Here is a 17,799-nt window from a genome sequence, read left to right on the forward strand (position 1 = left end):
ATGAAATTCGGTCTGCTGCTGCCGCACTTCGGCGAAGAGGCGAGCCGCGAGAAGCTCCTCGAGGGCTCTCAGCTCGCCGAGAAGATGGGCTTCGACTCGGTCTGGGTGCGGGATCACCTGGTGTTCGAGCCGCACGGCGAGATGGAGAAGCCCAACCGCACGTTCTATGACGCGCTCACGACGCTCACCGCCATCGGCGCCGTCACCGAGAAGCTCGAGCTCGGCACGGGATCGCTGATCCCGTTCCGCCACCCGCTCGTGACGGCCCTCATGGCCGGAACGATCACGCAGCTCGTCGGTCCCCGCCTCATCCTCGGCTTCGGCGCCGGCACGTTCGACCACGAGTTCGAGGCCGTCGGCTGGGGCGACCTGAACCGCGTCGAGGCCGTGCGCTCGAACGCCGAGATCCTGAAGCGCGTGTTCACCGAGAACGACGTCACCTACGACGACGGCATCTTCTCGTTCGAGAACGTGACGATCGAGCCGAAGCCCGTGGGCGGCCCCGTGCCGTTCTGGTACTGCGGCGCGACGCCGGCCTCGGCGCGCCTCGCGGCCGAGTACGCCGACGGCTGGATGCCCGGTCGCATTTCGTTGAAGACCATGGAGAAGCGCATCGCGACCATGCGCGACATGACGGATGCCTCGGGCCGCCCGATGCCGACCATCGCCGTCATCCCGCCGACCTCCATCGAGGAGACCCGCGAGGAGGCGCTGAAGCACGTGAACATCCCGGGCCTGCTGGCGTGGGCGAACAAGGCGCGCTTCACGGTCAAGCCCGAGTCGGGCAGCTTCCAGACCGTGGAGGACCTCGAGGGTCAGCTCATCGTCGGCAGCCCCGACGAGGCCGTCGAGGAGATCCGCAAGTTCGAGGCCATCGGCACCGAGCACCTCGTGTTCGACTTCCGGTTCAAGTTCGACCGGTTCTTCGAGCAGATCGAGCTGCTCGGCACCGAGGTGCTGCCGAAGCTGCGCGAGCACGCGGCCGTCCCGGTCGGCTGAGCGAACATGGGTCGGGGAGCGACGACGCTCGCTTCGTCGCTCCCGACCGCCAACGAGTGAGTGGACCGAGACCGATGTGGAGAGACAGGACATGACGATGACGACGACCGCCGCCGAATCCGAACCGGCCGAGCCCGCGGCATCCGCCCCGCTCATCTCGGTGCGCGACCTCAGCGTGAGCTACGACGTGGCTCGCACCGGCAAGAAGCTCATCGCGATCGAGGGCGTCGACCTCGACGTGCGCGAGGGTGAGTTCGTGACCGTGCTCGGCCCGTCGGGCTGCGGCAAGACGACGTTCATGAACGTCGTGGCCGGGCTCGTGCAGGCGACGACGGGCACCGTGCTGGTCGACGGCGAGCCGGTGACCGGGCCCGGACCCGACCGCGCCGTCGTGTTCCAGGACTACGCGCTGCTGCCGTGGCGCACGGTCTTCGACAACGTGAAGTTCGGCCTCGAGATGCAGAAGGAGCTCAGAGGCGACGGATGGCGCGACCGCGTGCAGGAGGCCATCGAGATGGTCGGCCTCGCGGGGTTCGAGTCGTCGTACCCGCGCGAGCTCTCGGGAGGCATGCAGCAGCGCGTGGGCCTCGCCCGCGCCTTCGTCGCCGAGCCCCGCATCCTCCTCATGGACGAGCCGCTCGGCGCCGTCGATGCGCTCACCCGCGAGGTCATGCGCGACGAGATCGACCGGCTCATCCAGAAGACCGGCAAGACCGTGCTCTTCATCACGCACTCCATCGAGGAGGCGATCCTGCTCGGCGACCGCATCGTCGTGTTCAAGAGCCACCCCGGGGCGATCAAGGAGGTCATCGAGACCGGCCTCGAGCGCCCGCGCTCGGAGCGCAGCGTGCAACACGACCCGCGGTTCCTCGAACTGCGCGACCACCTGTGGGACGCCCTCCAGGGCGAGGCGACGGCGGCGGCGGTCTCGAAATGAGCGCGTTCCTCGCGAGCGGGCCGAACCTCGGCCGCGGCGGTGTGGGCGCGTGGCTCGCGGGCCTGAGCCCCGCGGGCAAGGCCGGCGTGCTCGCGATCGAGGTCGTCGTCATGCTGGTCGTCTGGCAGCTCGTCGTCGGCGTGTTCGGGTGGATCAACCCGGTCTTCCTGCCGCCTCCGACGGCGATCGCGCAGGGGTTCGTCGAGCTCGTCTCGAGCGGGGTGCTCTGGCCGAACCTCGTCATCTCGATGCAGGCGTGGATCATCGGCTTCGTGATCGCCGCGGTCATCGCGATTCCGCTGGGCCTGCTCATGGGCACGTCGCTGCCGGTCGACCGCGTGGTCGGGCCGATCGCGTGGACGATCTACGCGACGCCGACCATCGCCTACCAGCCGCTCGCGAAGGCGTGGTTCGGGTTCGGCATCGGCCCCGTCATCTTCCTCGTGGCGGTGAGCGCGCTGTTCCCGATCCTGCTGAACGTGGCCGCGGGCATGCGCACCACGAACCCCTCGATCATCCGCGCGGGCCGGGTGTACGGCGCGAACCGCGCCCGGCTGTACCGGTCGGTGTACCTGCCGTCGACGGTGCCGTTCCTGTTCGCGGGCCTGCGCCAGGCGGTCGTGCTCGCCACGATCGGCATGGTCGTGGCCGAGATGTCGGGTTCGGCGAGCGGCATGGGCGCGCTCATCATCAAGTCGGTCAACACCTACCAGACCGACCAGGCGTTCGCCGCGATCGCGATCATCGTCGCGTGGAGCGTCGGCATGACCCAGGTGGTGACCCTCGTCGAACGATGGGCCGCGCCGTGGACGAGGAAGGCGAAGAGATGAGCGTCACGAGCGTCACCGGGACCATGCGCATCGTGCGGCCCAGGCGGGTCGTGCGCACGGGCGAGGCCAAGTGGACCTGGCTGCTCATCGGGGTCGTCGCAGCCATCCTCCTCATCTGGGAGGCCGCGGTCAGCTGGCTGCATCTCGTGCCCGAGGCGTTCCTGCCGCCGCCGACCGCGGTCGCCGCGTCGTTCGGCCGGCTCATGGTCGACCCGGAGTTCTGGGCCGCGTTCGCGTACAGCCTGGGCAACGTGCTCATCGGGCTCGTCATCGCGGTGGTCGTGGGCGTCACGGTCGGCCTCGCGGTCGGCTGGTCGCCCGTGCTGCGCTTCACGGTCGCGCCGTTCCTCTGGCTGCTGTACTCGACGCCGAAGGTCGCGCTCGCGCCGCTGTTCATCCTCGGCCTCGGGCTCGGCAGCGAGTCGAAGATCGCGCTCGTGTTCCTGCTCGCGGTGTTCCCGATCATCCTGAACACCATGGAGGGCGCGGTCACGGTCAGCCCGTCGCTCGTGAACGCGGGGCGCGTCTACGGCGTCAACGGCATCGCCCTCGGCTGGAAGGTCATCTTCCCGGCGACGCTGCCGTACAGCCTGTCGGGCATCCAGCGCGGCGCGGCGCTCGGCTTCACGGGCGAGGTGCTCGGCGAGTTCCTCGGCGGAACCGGCGGGCTCGGGCACATGCTCGAGTACGCGGCGTACCAGTTCGAGATGGCCGACGCGATCGCCATGGTCATCGTCATGGTCATCATCGCGAACCTCACGCTGCTGCTCATCTCGACGCTCCGGCGGCGCCTCGCGCCCTGGTACGACGACCGAAAGGTGGTGGGCGCCTCCTAGGCCGACCCGCTCCACCGCCCGGCACAGGCCGTCGGCCCCCGCGTCATGCGCGACAGCGGGGGCCGGCTTCGTCGCGCCGGGCACAGCAGTGCGAATGCCGCGTGGAGAGCGGATGCCGCGTGGAGAGCGGATGCCGCATGCAGAGCGGATGCCGCGTGCAGGCGTCGTGCCGCGGCATCCGTCGGTCGGGGTGCGGTGGATCAGACCGGGGTCAGGCGGCGATCCAGGCCTCGGCCTCGGCGAGCTCGGCGACGGTGAACAGCCGGACCTCGCCCGGGAGCATCCACGCGAACGCCCGGACGGCGTCGTGGTAGGCGCGATCGTCGGTCACGAGCGCGAGCCGCTCGAAGCGGGACCAGTGCCCGACGCCGACTTTCGCGTCCTCCCACATCGCTCCGCCGGTGAATCCCTGGAACTCGCTTCCGAGCACGTACAGGAACCTGATCTTCTCGTGCGCCGCGATCGCGGATTCGACCGCCGGATCGAGGACGTTCCGGTAGTCGTCGGCGTGCACCTCGCCGACGGCCTCGAACGCGACGACCGTCGTCGGCAGCCCCTCCAGTGGTCTGAGCATGTCAATCCCCTCCCGATCGATGGCATCAGGCCACCGTCCGGAATCAGCGGAATCCCGGCGGCAGCACGCACGAAGCCCCCGCCGGCATGCGCTCCGGCGGGGGCTCTCGATGGCAGGGCGTCAGCCCCGGATCAGGGGTAGGGCAGCGTCTCGGGCCCGGCGTTGTCGATGCCGAGCAGCTCCTGCGCCTTCTCGAGGTAGACGAGCTGCGACCGGTCGAACTCGATGGGCTCGAGCGACTGCGTCTCGATCGTGGTGTCCCACGCCTCGGTGTCGAAGTACAGGTTCGAGCAGGCGAGATGGCCGTCGAGCACCCACACGCTGTCTGAGCCGCGCAGGTCGCTCACGTCGAAGTCGTTGACCTCGTAGATGTCGAGCGCCTCGTCGACGTTCTCGGGGAACTGGCCGGGGGCCGGCGCCGTCATGAAATCGGTCGCCTTGAGGGTCGCCCGCAGGAACCGCACGAGCGTGTTCGGGTTCTCGGCGACCCACTTGTCGCCCGCGACCTGGACGTCGTTCGCCCAGTTGCGCAGCGCCTCGACGACGATGTTCGCGCCGTGCTCCTCGAGGGCCGGGCGGTCGTCGGCGTAGAACGGCTGCAGGCTGATCTTGTCGTTCACGAAGAACTCGGTCCACGACTCGGAGCCCGGGCCGGGGTAGACGACCTCGGTGCTCACGGTGTCGAGATCCCAGCCCTCCTCCTTCAGCACCTGCTTGCGCTGGAACTCGGCGGGGTCGCCGGGTGTTCCGGCCAGCACGATCGAGGTGCCGTCGAGGTCCGCGACGTCGTCGATGCCCTGCTGAGTCGCGAAGTCGAAGTTCTGCCGGCAGTAGTGGCCGCCGACGAGGTCGACCTCCACGCCGCCTCGGATCGCCTCGATCACGGTGCCGGTGGACTCCACGCCGATGTCGGCACTGCCGGAGGCGACGGCCGCGGTGACGTTGTCGGCGGTGATGACCTCGACCGTGAGGCCCTCCTCCTCGTAGTAGCCGAGGTCGGTGGCCAGCACGTACATCGAGTACATCGTGAGGTCGGGGAAGGGGATGGCGACGGTGATCTCGGTGTCTTCGGCCGGGCCGGGCTCGCCGTCGGCGAGGGTGACCGGTTCGGCGTCGGCGCTGTCGCCGCCGGGCGCGGTGCACCCGGTGAGCAGTGCGAGTGCTGCGAGGCCGGCCGCCGCGATGAGGCCGGTCCGTCTGATGGATCTGCGCATGACTCTCCATTCTCGAAAGGGGATCTCGAGCGAGGCGGTGTCGCAGGCGTGCGACGCCTCGTGCGAATTGACGGATACGGTATCCAAAATCCCTCGAACTGTCTACGGATCGGCGCGAAGCTGATGGTTACGGTTGGATTGCGGGCCGTCGGTGCCGTATCCGATCCGCGCTCGGCGGGGGTTGAACGGTAGACACGTCCGCGCAGGTTGGATACGGTATCCAGAAATCACGACATCGAGGTTCGTGAGCCATGGGAGGAGCGAGATGCAGATGCGAGCAGCGCAGCTCCGGGTCAACGGGCTCGACGGGCTGCGGGTCGCCGAGGCTCCGCGCCCCGTGCCCGGGCCCGGCGAGGTGCTCCTCGCCGTCGAGGCCGTGGGCCTCAACCAGCTCGACCTCAACGTGATCGCCGGACTCGGCCCCGGCCGCGCCGCCCGGCTGCCCCGCGTGCTCGGCCTCGACCCCGCCGGCGTCGTCGTCGAGGTCGGAGAGGGCGTCGACCGGTCGCGCCTCGGCCAGGCGGTCGTCGCGAAGCCGAACATCCCGTGCGGCGACTGCTCGGCCTGCGCGCGGGGCCACGAGGCCGACTGCCCGGCCCAGACCGTGCTCGGCGTGCACCGCGACGGGGGAGCGGCGGAGTTCGTCGTCGTGCCGGCGCGCAACGCGTTCGACCGTCACGGCCTCGACGCCGCGACCGCCAGCGCGACCGTGCACAGCCTGCCGATCGTCATCAACGCCTTCGACGCCGCCGGCGTGACCGCGGCCGACCGGGTGCTCGTCACCGGGGCGGGCGGCACCCTCGGCCACGCGGCCGTCGCGTACGCTCGGCAGCTCGGCGCCCGCGTCGTCGCCGCATCCCGGTCCGAACTCCCCCGCGTCGACGGCGTGACCCAGGTCGTGACCGCCGACGCCGCAGACCTCGTCGCGAAGCTCGCCGAGGTCGGTCCGTTCGACGTCGCGATCGACGTGAGCGGCCACGGCGGCGTCATCGCCGCGGGCATCGCGGCCCTCGGATGGGGCGGGCGGGCCGTGTTCTGCTCGGCCTCGGTCGATGCACGCCTCGAGCTCGACGCGCGCGACCTCTACCTGCGGCGCAAGCAGGTGCGCGGCGTCGCGAGCGCCGACTACGAGCACGTGCGACGGGCGCTCCGCCACGTGCAGAACGGTGCGATCGCGCCCATCATCGGCTCGAGGCATCCGCTCGACGACATCGTCAGCGCCTACCGCGGCTTCGGCACCTCGCCCAGGGGCAAGGTGATCATCGATGTCGCGTGACGGATGCCGGCGCGGCCCGCGCGAGCAGCGCGCCGACGCCGGAGCCCGCACCCCGAACCCGACCCGAGCACGCCGAGAGGACCTCGCCAGATGAACCCGGCATCCACGAACCCCGCACCCCAGGCCGGCCCCCTCGCCGGCATCCGCGTCGTCGAACTCGGCCAGTACATCTCGGGGCCGTACGCCGCGAAGCTGCTCGCCGACCTCGGCGCCGACGTCATCAAGGTCGAGGCGCCCGAGGGCGACCCCATGCGGCGCTGGGAGGGCAGCGGAGCGATGAGCCCGCAGTTCGCCGCCTACAACCGGGGCAAGCGTGCGGTCGCGCTCGACCTCAAGACGCCGCAGGGCCTCGCCGAGCTGCTCGAGCTCGCTCGCACGGCCGACGTGCTCATCGAGAACTTCCGCCCCGGCGTCGCCGCGCGACTCGGATTCGGTCCCGACGTGCTGCACGAGCTGAACCCGCGGCTCATCACCTGCTCGATCACCGGCTTCGGCGCCGAGGGCCCGTACGCCAAGCGGCCCGCGTACGACACCGTGATCTCGGCCGTGGGCGCGATGTACAGCCAGGTCGTTCCGGCTGACACGCTGCGCCCGCTCGGGCCCGCGTTCTCCGACCTGCTGTCGGGCATGTCGGCCTCGCAGGCCGTGCTCGCGGCCCTGCACGCGCGCGACGCCCGCGGCACCGCCGATCAGCCCGGCGAGGGCGAGCACCTCGAGGTCTCGATGGTCGGCTCGCTCATCGACTTCCTCGCCGAGGCCGCGTCGACCTTCCTCGAGACCGGCCAGGTGGCGGGCCCCGACTCGCGGCCGCGCCGGGCCCAGGCTTACGCGTGCGTCGGTTCCGACGGCAGGGCGTTCGTCATCCACATGTCGGTGCCCGAGAAGTTCTGGATCGGACTCGTCGAGGTGCTCGAGACGCCGGAGCTCGCGACCGACCCCCGGTTCTCGACCCGCGAGGCCCGCGTGCGCAATTACGACGAGCTCGATGTCGAGCTCAAGGCGATCACCGAACGGATGCCGCGGCAGCACTGGCTCGACCGGCTCGCCGCCGCCGACATCCCGCACGGGCCGCTGAACACCGTCGCCGACCTCTTCGACGACCCGCAGATCGCGTCGATGGGGCTCGTCGAGGAGATCGTCGGACACGACGGCACGCCGCTGCGCGTGCCCGCGCCGAGCACCAGGTTCCACCGCAGCGGCCGCCCCGCACTCCACGCCGCGCCGCGCCTCGGCGCCGACAACGCGACGCTGCTCGGACGGGCCGACCGCGGACAGGCCGACCCCGGAGCCGCCGACCCCCTGGCTGCCGACGAGCGCGGTGCCGACGCCGTGCGCCCCGCCGCGGCATCCGATCACCTCGCCCCCACCGAAGGAGCCTCGGCATGAGCGCCACCGACGACCTCGTCGCGATCGACGTGCACACGCACCCGCAGACCGAGGAGTTCCTCGCAGCGATGGGCAAGCGGCACCAGCAGATGGCGAAGCACTTCGGGCGGGAGCGCCCGGTGGTCAGCTTCGCCGAGCAGGCCGACCAGTACCGCGACCGCAGGATGATGGCCGTCATCGTGAACTCCGACTCCGAGACGACGTCGGGCATCAAGGGCGCCGCGAACGACCTCATCGGGCAGGCCGCGGTCGACCACCCCGACGTGTTCATCCCCTTCGCCGGCATCGACCCGTGGAAGGGCGAGGCCGCGATCGCCGAGATCCGGCGCATGCACGCCGAGTACGGCATCAAGGGCGTCGGCGAGCTCAACCCGTCGCGGCAGAAGTTCCTCGCGAACGACCGGCGGTTCCTCCCGATCTGGGAGACGTGCGCCGAGCTCGGGCTCGTCGTGATGTTCCACTCGGGGTTCCCGGGCGCCGGGGCGGGCACGCCGGGCGGCGGAGGCTACCGCCTCGAGAACGCCAAGCCGGTGCCCTACATCGACGACGTCGCCGCCGAGCTCCCCGAGCTCAAGATCATCAGCGCGCACCCCGCCTGGCCCTGGCACCTCGAGAACCTCGCGATGGTCTGGCACAAGTCGAACGTGTACCTCGACCTGTCGGGCTGGGCGCCGAAGTACCTGCCCCCGGAGGTCGTGCGCTACGCCGACTCGCTCATCAGCGACCGGGTGCTCTTCGGATCCGACTGGCCAGTCATGACGGCCGACCGCTGGATGACCGAGTTCGACGAGCTCGGCCTCAAGCCCGAGTCCAGGCGCAAGATCCTCCTCGACAACGCCCGCACGCTGTTCGGGATCTGACGCCCGGCGCCGCGCCGCGGCATCCGACGCCCCGAACCCGACCCACGACCTGCTTCACGAACGGAGACCGATGGCCGAGCTCGTGCTCGCGGCCGCGACGCCGCACAACCCGCTGCTCTGGCGCGCGATGCGCGACCCGATGCCCGACGACCTCGCGGGCGTCGCGGCGAACTTCGACCGGTTCCGGCGGTCGTTCGCCGCCCACGACATCGATGTCGTGGTCGTGATCGGCACCGACCACCTGCGCCAGTTCTCGTACGACCACTCGCCCGCGTTCGTCGTCGGCAAGGCCGAGTCGTACCACGGCACGTGGGAGAACGAGGTGCGCACGTTCGGCATGGAGTACGTCGAGCTGACCGGGCACCGCGAGCTCGCCGACGAGGTCTCGGGGCGCACGGTGCAGCCCGAGGCGATCGACTTCTCGGTGAGCCTCGAGTGGCGCCTCGACCACAGCTTCGTGATCCCGCTGCAGTACGTGCGGCCCGAGCTCGACGTGCCGGTCGTGCCGATCCACACCAACGCGTCGATGCCGCCGGTGCCGTCGGTGCGCCGCTTCATCGCCCTCGGCGAGCACGTGCGCTCGGCCGTCGAGGCGTGGGACTCGGACACCAGGGTCGCCCTGCTCACGTCGGGCCACATGGCCAACGACGTCGGCGGCCCGCGCACGTTCGCCGGCTCACCCGACCCCGAGTTCGACCGTGCGGCGGCCGCCTGGATGCGCGACGGCGACCTCGACGGCGCGATCGCCGTGTGCAGCGACTTCGAGCGCATGCTCGAGGCCGGCTGCATGACCTACCAGTACCTCAACGCGGTCGCCGCGCTCGCCGCGATGGGCGGGCGGCCGGCCGACTTCGCCGACGTCACCGAGTCGCGGTTCGCGTCGAGCCCCTTCTTCCTGTGGGAGACCCGATGAGCCGCTACATGGTCGACAAGTTCATGCGTCAGGTCGAGCTCAGCGACGCGCTCGTCGCCGAGTACGTCGCCGACCCGCCCGCCTTCGTGGAACGCTGGCTCGCCGGGGGCGCCGGGCCCGACGCGGCGAGCGACGACCGCGTGCTGAGCGACGCCGAGCGGGCGGCGTTCGGCGCCCGCGACTTCGAGGCGCTCTACACGCTCGGCGCGCATCCGTACCTGCTGTGGCACTTCACCGAGGCCGTGCACGCGCACGAGTTCACGCCCGAGTCGGGCTGGCGCGACCTCGTGGAGCGGTACCGGGCCGCGGTCGCGCCCCACGGCGTGGTCGACTACATCCCCTGATCGGCAAGGCCCGACGGCGCGTCGCACGGAATTCAGGCACTCGTCCGCGAGTCAGGAGCATCTGGCCCGAATCGACCTGAGCTGCGTGTGATCGCCTGCGGAGCGCGTCAGCGCAGCTCCCCGACGCTCGGCGGCAACGCGCAGTAGTCGTAGAAGAACCGCTTGGGCTGCGACTCGAGCGTCGCGTCGACGATGACGTTGACGCCGGCGTGGGGCAGCTCCTCGCCCGCGAGCACCCACACGGTGAAGTGCCAGATGCCGCGCACCTTCTCGTTCAGCAGGCGCCGCCCGTCGACGACGAGCACGGTGTCGGGGTCGGCCGCGTCGTCGAGCGCGCCCGCTCGGAACGGCTCGATCGTCTCGCCGCGCAGCGTCGCCTCGTCGACGTCGCCGAGCGAGCGTCGCACGGCGACCTGGCCCTGCGCGCCGAGCGCATCGGCGAGGCCGTCGGCGAAACGCGCGGCTCTGCCGGCATCGGCACCCTCGATCGCCACGAGCCGTCGGCCGCGCGGAGTGAGGTGCAGGAACTCGCGGGCGACGCCGTCGAGCAGGTCGTGCCGCGTCTCGCTGAGTGTGGCCATGTCGGCAACGCTACGCGCAGTGCCCCGACGCGCACAGATCCCGCGTCGATCGAGTGCGGCCTGCTCTGGTCCGCGCGAGCGCGGCCTACGGGCGGACCGCGGAGAGCACGTGGAAGGAGATGGTGAGGGGGAGGATCGTGGTGGGGGTGCTGCTGGAGGTGTAGTGGGAGATCGCGATGGTGCCCGGGGCTTGGAGTGCGGGGGTGTTGTCGGTGGTCTGCACGGTCCAGGCGGTGGGTTCGGTCTGGCCTGAGGGCCAGGTCTTGGCGCGGATGGTGGTGGGTGAGGTTCCGGTGACCTGGATCCTGGTGGTGAGGTTGGCGTTGGGTTGGTAGGTGGTGGGGAGGTTGGCCCAGGTGAGGGTGGTCTCGGCTCCGGCGACGAGGCGGGTGAGGTAGATCGCGGTGCTGCCGTCGGCGCTGATGCGGACTTTGGCGCGGTAGTCGGTGTTGAGGATGGTCTGTCTGCCGGTGATGGCGAGGTAGAGGCCTGATCCGCCGGGGACCTTGTCGACGCTGTAGGTGGTCTGCAGGTCGGTGTCGGTGCTGGTGACGCCGGAGAGGTAGGCGAGTTGTCCGCGTCCGGCGGTGGGTGAGCGGAACACGGCTGCGGTTCCGTCGACGCGGGTGTTGGCGAGGGTGCCGCCGACGATCCAGTTGCCGCCGGTCTCGGCGGTGCCGAATCCGGACGTGGTCGTACGGGTGAACGTGTCCCTGGCCAGCACCGACGGCGCAGGCGGGGGCGGCGGCGCGACCGCCGTCACGTTCTGCGTCACCGTCCCGGTCGCGCCCTGGCCGTCGGTGACGGTGAGCGTGACGGGGTACGTTCCTGCGGCCGCGTAGGCGTGCGTCGGCGTCGCCCCGGATCCCGCGGGGGTGCCGTCGCCCCAGTTCCAGGAGTACGACGCGATGGCGCCCTCCGCATCGCGCGACGCGCTCGCGTCGAAGCTCGCCGTGAGCTGTGCGACAGTGCTCGTGAACGCGGCGACCGGCGGGGTGTTCGGCGGAGGCGGCGGCGGGGTCGTGCCCCCGGGCGGCACGGCGGTCAGGTCGTGGAAGGAGATGGTGAGGGGGAGGATCGTGGTGGGGGTGCTGCTGGAGGTGTAGTGGGAGATCGCGATGGTGCCCGGGGCTTGGAGTGCGGGGGTGTTGTCGGTGGTCTGCACGGTCCAGGCGGTGGGTTCGGTCTGGCCTGAGGGCCAGGTCTTGGCGCGGATGGTGGTGGGTGAGGTTCCGGTGACCTGGATCCTGGTGGTGAGGTTGGCGTTGGGTTGGTAGGTGGTGGGGAGGTTGGCCCAGGTGAGGGTGGTCTCGGCTCCGGCGACGAGGCGGGTGAGGTAGATCGCGGTGCTGCCGTCGGCGCTGATGCGGACTTTGGCGCGGTAGTCGGTGTTGAGGATGGTCTGTCTGCCGGTGATGGCGAGGTAGAGGCCTGATCCGCCGGGGACCTTGTCGACGCTGTAGGTGGTCTGCAGGTCGGTGTCGGTGCTGGTGACGCCGGAGAGGTAGGCGAGTTGTCCGCGTCCGGCGGTGGGTGAGCGGAACACGGCTGCGGTTCCGTCGACGCGGGTGTTGGCGAGGGTGCCGCCGACGATCCAGTTGCCGCCGGTCTCGGCGGTGCCGAATCCGGACGTGGTCGTGCGGGTGAAGGTGTCCCTGGCCAGCACCGACGGTGCAGGCGGCGGCGGCGTGCGGAGGGTCCAGGTGGGCGAGGTCGTCGACGTGGTGCCGTCGCTCACGATCGCCCGCCATTCGTACTCGGTGTCGGTGGTGAGGCCTGCCCATGCGGTCGTCGCCGTCTGTCCGGATTGGGCCGGCACGGTCGCGATCGGCGTGAACGGGGCGGGCTGCACGGCGGAGAGCGGGAACGGCTCGGTGAACGCCGAATCCGCGTCGGTCTCGTACAGGTCGAGCTTCGGCGAGTACGTCGCCGCGGTCATCGTGCCCGCTGCGGGGTCGAACGTGTAGGTGCGGAGCCATCCGTCGCCGCCGTTCGGGCGATCCTGGTAGTCGGTCATGACCTGCAGCACGGGCTGTCCGCACGCGTTGGCATCGGTCCGCCGCGCCTCGCCGGCGTTGCCGTTGTGCTCGTGACCGCTCAGCACGAGTCTGATCTGGCAGTGGGTGCTCACGAAGTTCGTCCACATCGCCGCCGTCGACGTGCCGCCGGGGCGCTCGGCCGTGGTGCGGCGGTTGCCGTTGATGTTGATGAAGCTGTGGGTCGCCATGATCGCGATGCGGTCCGGATGCGCGGCGAGCACGCGGTGCGCCCAGTCGAGGGCGTACTGCGGCGCCTCCCATTCGAGGTTCAGCACCAGGAAGTCGCGGCCGCCCGCCGTGAACAGGGCGTAGTTGTCCATGTTGCGCCGGTCGATCGGGTCGGCGCCGAACTGGTTCTGCCCGAGGTATCCGCCGTACCGGCTCGTGGCGGTCGTCCAGGCCGCGCCGGCGAACCGCTGCGGCGGGAACCACGTGTCGTACGGGCCGACGGCGCCGGTGGCGTTGTCGAAGTCGTGGTTGCCCGGCAGCACGCTGTAGGGCACGGCGGCGTCGAGCGGTGCCAGGCCGTTGGACACGTGACCCCACTGCGTGGCGTTGGGGTACTCGCTGACGAGGTCGCCGAGCTGCACCGCGAAGGCGGTCTTGAGCTGGGCCTTCGTGTTCACGATCCACTGCGCCTGCTGGAGGATCGTGCCCTGCCGGTTGAGGTAGGTGTAGTTCTGCGTGTCGGGGATCGCGACGATCGTGAACGGGTCGGCGTTGCCCGACGTCGGCACGGTGGCGCCCTTCACGCGCCCCTCGAACGAGACCGAGACCGGGCCTCCGTCGGGGTCCGTGGCGGTCACCTGCAGGTTCGGCGCGGTGGTCGTCGTGGTCGTGCCGTCGGCCGGCGCGACCAGCGAGGCCGGGGCCGGTGGTGCGGCGAAGGCGGGCGCGGGGGCGAGCGCCACGATGAGGAGGGCCGCGAGCGCCCCGACGGAGGCAGCTCGCATCGATCGCCTGCTCATCATCGAGGTCGGCGTACTGCGCATCACTCAACCCCCTTCCGGGGTCGCGCGTCGGGTCTGGCGGGATTGTTGCGCTTCGATATCGGAGCGTCAAGGTCCCAGTCCTGGGGGCGGCCATGCGTGCGGCTGCCCGTCGGCCGCCCGCCGTCGGTGCCGTCGTCGGCGTCGGTCCCGGCCGTTCGCCGTCAGTCGCCGGTGCGTCCCGTCGTGCGCCCCGCCTCGCGCCCGAGGTCGATCGCGGCACCCGCGAGGTCGGCCGAGCGGTCGAGGTCGTGCATCCAGAGCGGGGCGGATGCCGCGTGCAGGCCGTCGGCGTTCAGGGCCGCAGCGGCCGCGGCATCCGTCTCGTCGACGAGCCAGGCATCGAGCAGTCCGCCGTCGCGCCGCGAGCCGTAGTGCCGGCCGACCGCCTCGGCGCTCGTCTCGACGCCGATCGCGGGCAGGCAGGCATCGGCCATGCCGCGCACGACCTTGCCGCCGATGATCGGGGAGACGCCGACGACCGGCGCCGAGGTCGCCGCGAGCGCCTCGCGCATGCCCGGGATCGAGACGATCGTGCCGATCGACACGACCGGATTCGACGGTGCGACGAGCACGAGGTCGGCGTCGGCGATGGCCTCGGCGACGCCGGGGGCCGGGCGCGCCGACTCGATGTCCCGCTGGCGGAACGCGCGTGCGGGCACGGTGGCGCGGTAGCGGGTCCACCACTCCTGGAAGTGCATCTCGGCCCTGGTCGGCGCACCGGCGGGCGGTTCCGCATCGTGCGCGGCCAGATCGGCGGCATCGACGTGGACGTACGTGTCGACCTCGGTGTCGGTCGCCGGGATGAGGCGCACGCCGAGCGGCCAACGCCGCTGCAGGCGTTCGCCCACCTGCGACGGGGTGAGGCCGGTGCGGAGCCACTCCGTGCGGGCGAGGTGGGTGCCGAGGTCGAGGTCGCCGAGGGTGAACCAGGGCCAGCCGACGCCCCATTCGCGCAGTTCGGCCGAGACCCGCTCGGTCTCGCCGGCGCGACCCCATCCGCGCTCGGTGTCGTTGACGCCGGCGAGCGAGTAGAGCAGCGAGTCGAAGTCGGGCATCAGCCGAACGCCCGAGAGCCAGATGTCGTCGCCCGTGTTCACGACGACGGTGACGGATGCCTCCGTGCCGCCCTCGCTGTCGGGCCAGCGACGGGCGCACTCCTCTCGCACGCCGCGCACGAAGCGCGAGCCTCCGACGCCGCCAGCCAGCACTGTGATCCGCACCCGCCAAGCCTAGGTGTGAACGGGACGGCGCTGGGTGCTCGAGCGCACCGCGCGGCCTCGAGGTGCCTCCGGTCGGATACCCCCGAACTGGGGACAGCCCGAACGCGCAGGACCTGAGGAATCCTCTTGCGCAGTGCTGCTGCGACTGCTTGTCTCGGAACTGGTTCCCCATGCCAGACCACAGGAGGTCGGGATGTCCGAACGCGTCCCAGGGCTGCAGGTCGATCGTGCGAGCCGCGCGGGTCGCTCTCGGGCGCCGCGCCGCGGCATCCGTTCGCTCGCACCGGTCAAGGGAATGCTCGCCGCCCTCGCCGCGCTGGCGCTCGTCGCACTGCCGGTCGGAGCGCCCGCGTTCGCCGCACCGCCGTCGCTCGTCGAGCCTCCGACCCGCCTGTACATGGCCCCCGCTGGCTCGCTGCCGGTCACGATCCCCGACGGGTTCCCGACCGTCATCCCCGAGGGCGAGCTGAAGTTCGACGGCGGCACCGACCTCATCTCGCAGGACGTGCGCACGATCGAGATCGAGTCGGGCGAGGTCGGCTGCGCCATGGCTGCGCCCGATTGGAACCAGGGCGGCTGCACCGCGGTGCAGCTCTCGGTGAGCCACGGCACCCTCACGTTCGACCCGCTGCCCACGGTCGAAGACGACGGCGACAGCGACTTCGACGTGCTGAAGTTCGCCGACGGCGCGCTCGAGCGCGACAAGCACGAGCTCTCGGAGCTGCCCGCAGGGGCGGTTGCCATCATCGGCACGACCGCGCAGGTGAACGCCGCGCTCGCGACGCTCGTCTACACGCCCGATGCCGATGAGGACGATGACGGCACAGCCGACGACCCCTACTACTACAACGGCTCGAACCCCGAGTCGATCGACCTGCTCATGGCGCCGGGCGACCCCGCGATGGACACCGTGAACGCCGACATCGAGATCCGCGTGCAGCGCATCAACGAGTTCCCCGAGGTCGAGGTGCCCGACCAGGTGTTCCAGGTGCCGTCCGGCGGCACCGGCTACCTCGGCGACGCCGGCGACGACACGGGCCAGCCCGACGAGGAGGACTGGAACGTCGTCGATGAGGACAACGACGAGAACGACGAGAACGACACGCTCGACGGGCCGGGTGACGAGTGGATGCTGATCGCCTGGGCCGACTGCGGCACCTTTGCGATGCCGGCCTCGCCGTTCACGATCTACGACGATCTCGAGCAGCTGTTCGAAGATGCGCTCGACCTCGGGCTCGAGCCCGATCCGGCCGATCCGGAGTACGCCGAGTACCAGACCAACAAGACCGCGCTGATCGATGCGGCTATGGCGGCCCTGCCCGACGAGGTCAAGAACCTGCCGTTCGCGACCGGCAACCCGAGCGATCCGCACGCCGCGTTCGCCGGCGTGGTCAGCGGTCTCAACGCGATCGACTCCCTCAACTACGTGCTCGACAACGTCGAGTTCCAGGCGACCGGGCTCGCGGATGTCACGTGCACCGTCCGGTTCCTCGTGAGCGATCTCGGCAACAACGGCCTGCCAGTGCAGTACCTCGGCGACCCGCCCTACGGTATCCAGGTGCCGTTCTTCGGCTTCGACTTCGACACCAACGACTTCCCGACCGTCGAGAAGGTCGTGGTCGAGGTCGGCGACGGAGAGACCATCGAGGTCTCCTTGCCGACGGATGTCTCGGTGCCCGAGGGCGGCAGTGACGTGATGCCCCTCGTGGTGGAGCCCGCGACGCATCCGGCATTCGACGTGACGATCTCGACGGCCGCGGTGCCGCCGACGAGTGCCGCGGACTTCACACCGATCGCGGCGCAGACGTTCACGGTGCCGGAGGATGCCGCGTCGATCGACCTCCCCGTGGACGCGTTGCAGGACTCCGACCTCGATCCAGGCGAGACGTACCTGGTCACGATCGACGGGTTCCCGGCCGACCCGCCGTTCCCGGCCGGCTTCGACGCGGCGATCACGGACGGATCGGCGACCGTGACGATCATCGACGACGAGGTGCCGAACGAGTTGCTCGAGCTGTCGTTGCCGACGGATGTCTCGGTTGCTGAAGGAGGTTCGACGACCGTTCCACTCGTGGTGTCGCCGGCGGCGCATCCGGCGTTCAGCGTGACGGTCTCGACGTCGGCGGTGCCGCCGACGTCGGCAGCGGACTTCACGCCGATCAACTCGGTGTCGTTCCCGGTGCCGGCTGATGCGGCGTCGATCGACATCCCCGTCGATGCGCTGCTCGACGGCGTGAGCGATGCGGGCGAGACGTACACCGTCGAGATCGAGGGGGTCGTCGGGTCGCCGCCCCCCGGGTTCGACGTGGCGATCACCGACGGGTCCGCGACGGTCACGATCCTCGACGTGCCGAACGAGTTGCTGGAGCTGTCGTTGCCGACGGATGTCTCGGTGCCCGAGGGTGGCAACGATGTGGTGCCGCTCGTCGTGTCGCCGGCGACGCATCCGGCGTTCGACGTGACGATCTCGGCGACGGCGGTGCCGCCGACGACGGCCGGTGACTTCACGCCGATCAACTCGGTCGCGTTCCCGGTGCCGGCGGACGCGGCGTCGATCGACATCCCCGTCGACGCGCTGCAGGACCTGGACCTCGACCCCGGCGAGACATACACAGTGACGATCGACGGCGTGGTGGGTTCGCCGCCGCCCGGGTTCGACGTGGCGATCACGGACGGATCGGCGACGGTCACGATCGTCGATGACGAGACCGAGGCTCAGCTGCTGGAGCTGTCGTTGCCGACGGATGTCTCGGTGCCCGAGGGTGGCGCGACCACGGTGCCGCTGGTCGTGTCGCCTG

At 70.6% G+C, this 17,799-nt stretch carries 15 protein-coding genes; 10 read left to right on the top strand and 5 right to left on the bottom strand.

The genetic code is table 11. The annotated features are described in order from the left end of the window. From ACFVS8_RS17320 to ACFVS8_RS17335, 4 genes are all read left to right on the top strand, one after another. A complete protein-coding gene (locus ACFVS8_RS17320) occupies nucleotides 1-999 on the top strand; it encodes an LLM class flavin-dependent oxidoreductase (protein ID WP_387065080.1) in 999 nt (332 codons plus the stop codon). Nucleotides 1,000-1,090: 91 nt separating this feature from the next. Further along, nucleotides 1,091-1,936, top strand: a complete 846-nt coding sequence (locus tag ACFVS8_RS17325) for an ABC transporter ATP-binding protein (protein ID WP_387065083.1) — start codon at nucleotides 1,091-1,093, stop codon at nucleotides 1,934-1,936. Beyond that, nucleotides 1,933-2,766 (top strand): ABC transporter permease, encoded by an 834-nt coding sequence (locus tag ACFVS8_RS17330; RefSeq protein WP_387065085.1) that lies wholly within the window; start codon nucleotides 1,933-1,935, stop codon nucleotides 2,764-2,766. Before ACFVS8_RS17325 ends, ACFVS8_RS17330 begins: the two co-directional genes overlap by 4 nt. Next, entirely contained in the window at nucleotides 2,763-3,602 is an 840-nt protein-coding gene (locus ACFVS8_RS17335; protein ID WP_387065087.1) for an ABC transporter permease, read from the top strand. Before ACFVS8_RS17330 ends, ACFVS8_RS17335 begins: the two co-directional genes overlap by 4 nt. 211 nt (nucleotides 3,603-3,813) lie before the next feature. Here the strand turns inward: ACFVS8_RS17335 and ACFVS8_RS17340 are convergent, their stop codons facing one another. Both ACFVS8_RS17340 and ACFVS8_RS17345 read right to left on the bottom strand, forming a co-directional pair. Further along, nucleotides 3,814-4,176 carry an STAS/SEC14 domain-containing protein gene (locus ACFVS8_RS17340; protein ID WP_387065090.1) on the bottom strand — a complete coding sequence of 121 codons (363 nt, stop codon included), beginning with the start codon at nucleotides 4,174-4,176 and terminating at the stop codon, nucleotides 3,814-3,816. Between the two features lie 131 nt (nucleotides 4,177-4,307). Then, entirely contained in the window at nucleotides 4,308-5,390 is a 1,083-nt protein-coding gene (locus ACFVS8_RS17345) for an ABC transporter substrate-binding protein (RefSeq protein ID WP_387065092.1), read from the bottom strand. Nucleotides 5,391-5,655: 265 nt separating this feature from the next. Here ACFVS8_RS17345 and ACFVS8_RS17350 point away from each other — a divergent pair, with 265 nt between their 5' ends. From ACFVS8_RS17350 to ACFVS8_RS17370, 5 genes are all read left to right on the top strand, one after another. Beyond that, nucleotides 5,656-6,666, top strand: a complete 1,011-nt coding sequence (locus ACFVS8_RS17350) for an alcohol dehydrogenase catalytic domain-containing protein (protein WP_387065095.1) — start codon at nucleotides 5,656-5,658, stop codon at nucleotides 6,664-6,666. A 90-nt stretch (nucleotides 6,667-6,756) separates the two neighbouring features. After that, complete coding sequence (locus ACFVS8_RS17355) at nucleotides 6,757-8,052, top strand: CaiB/BaiF CoA transferase family protein (protein ID WP_387065097.1); 1,296 nt, start codon at nucleotides 6,757-6,759, stop codon at nucleotides 8,050-8,052. Continuing rightward, a complete protein-coding gene (locus ACFVS8_RS17360; protein ID WP_387065099.1) occupies nucleotides 8,049-8,912 on the top strand; it encodes an amidohydrolase family protein in 864 nt (287 codons plus the stop codon). Before ACFVS8_RS17355 ends, ACFVS8_RS17360 begins: the two co-directional genes overlap by 4 nt. Nucleotides 8,913-8,982: 70 nt before the next feature. Further along, nucleotides 8,983-9,825, top strand: coding sequence for a hypothetical protein (locus ACFVS8_RS17365; RefSeq protein ID WP_387065101.1), 843 nt, complete (start codon nucleotides 8,983-8,985; stop codon nucleotides 9,823-9,825). Further along, entirely contained in the window at nucleotides 9,822-10,169 is a 348-nt protein-coding gene (locus ACFVS8_RS17370; RefSeq protein WP_387065104.1) for a hypothetical protein, read from the top strand. The genes ACFVS8_RS17365 and ACFVS8_RS17370 overlap by 4 nt, the downstream gene beginning before the upstream one ends. 107 nt (nucleotides 10,170-10,276) lie before the next feature. On the opposite strand, the gene ACFVS8_RS17375 is transcribed toward ACFVS8_RS17370, so the two are convergent. From ACFVS8_RS17375 to cofD, 3 genes are all read right to left on the bottom strand, one after another. Further along, nucleotides 10,277-10,750, bottom strand: coding sequence for a hypothetical protein (locus ACFVS8_RS17375; RefSeq protein ID WP_387065107.1), 474 nt, complete (start codon nucleotides 10,748-10,750; stop codon nucleotides 10,277-10,279). An 85-nt stretch (nucleotides 10,751-10,835) separates the two neighbouring features. Continuing rightward, a complete protein-coding gene (locus ACFVS8_RS17380; RefSeq protein ID WP_387065110.1) occupies nucleotides 10,836-13,742 on the bottom strand; it encodes a PKD domain-containing protein in 2,907 nt (968 codons plus the stop codon). A 200-nt stretch (nucleotides 13,743-13,942) separates the two neighbouring features. Then, on the bottom strand, nucleotides 13,943-15,001 hold the full coding sequence (gene cofD / locus ACFVS8_RS17385; protein WP_387065113.1) for a 2-phospho-L-lactate transferase: 1,059 nt from the start codon (nucleotides 14,999-15,001) through the stop codon (nucleotides 13,943-13,945). 193 nt (nucleotides 15,002-15,194) lie between these two features. Here cofD and ACFVS8_RS17390 point away from each other — a divergent pair. Beyond that, on the top strand, nucleotides 15,195-17,799 hold a 2,605-nt coding region (locus tag ACFVS8_RS17390; protein ID WP_387065116.1), incomplete at its 3' end, for a hypothetical protein.

It is taken from the genome of Agromyces sp. NPDC058110 (assembly GCF_042884735.1).
Lineage (GTDB): Bacteria > Actinomycetota > Actinomycetes > Actinomycetales > Microbacteriaceae > Agromyces.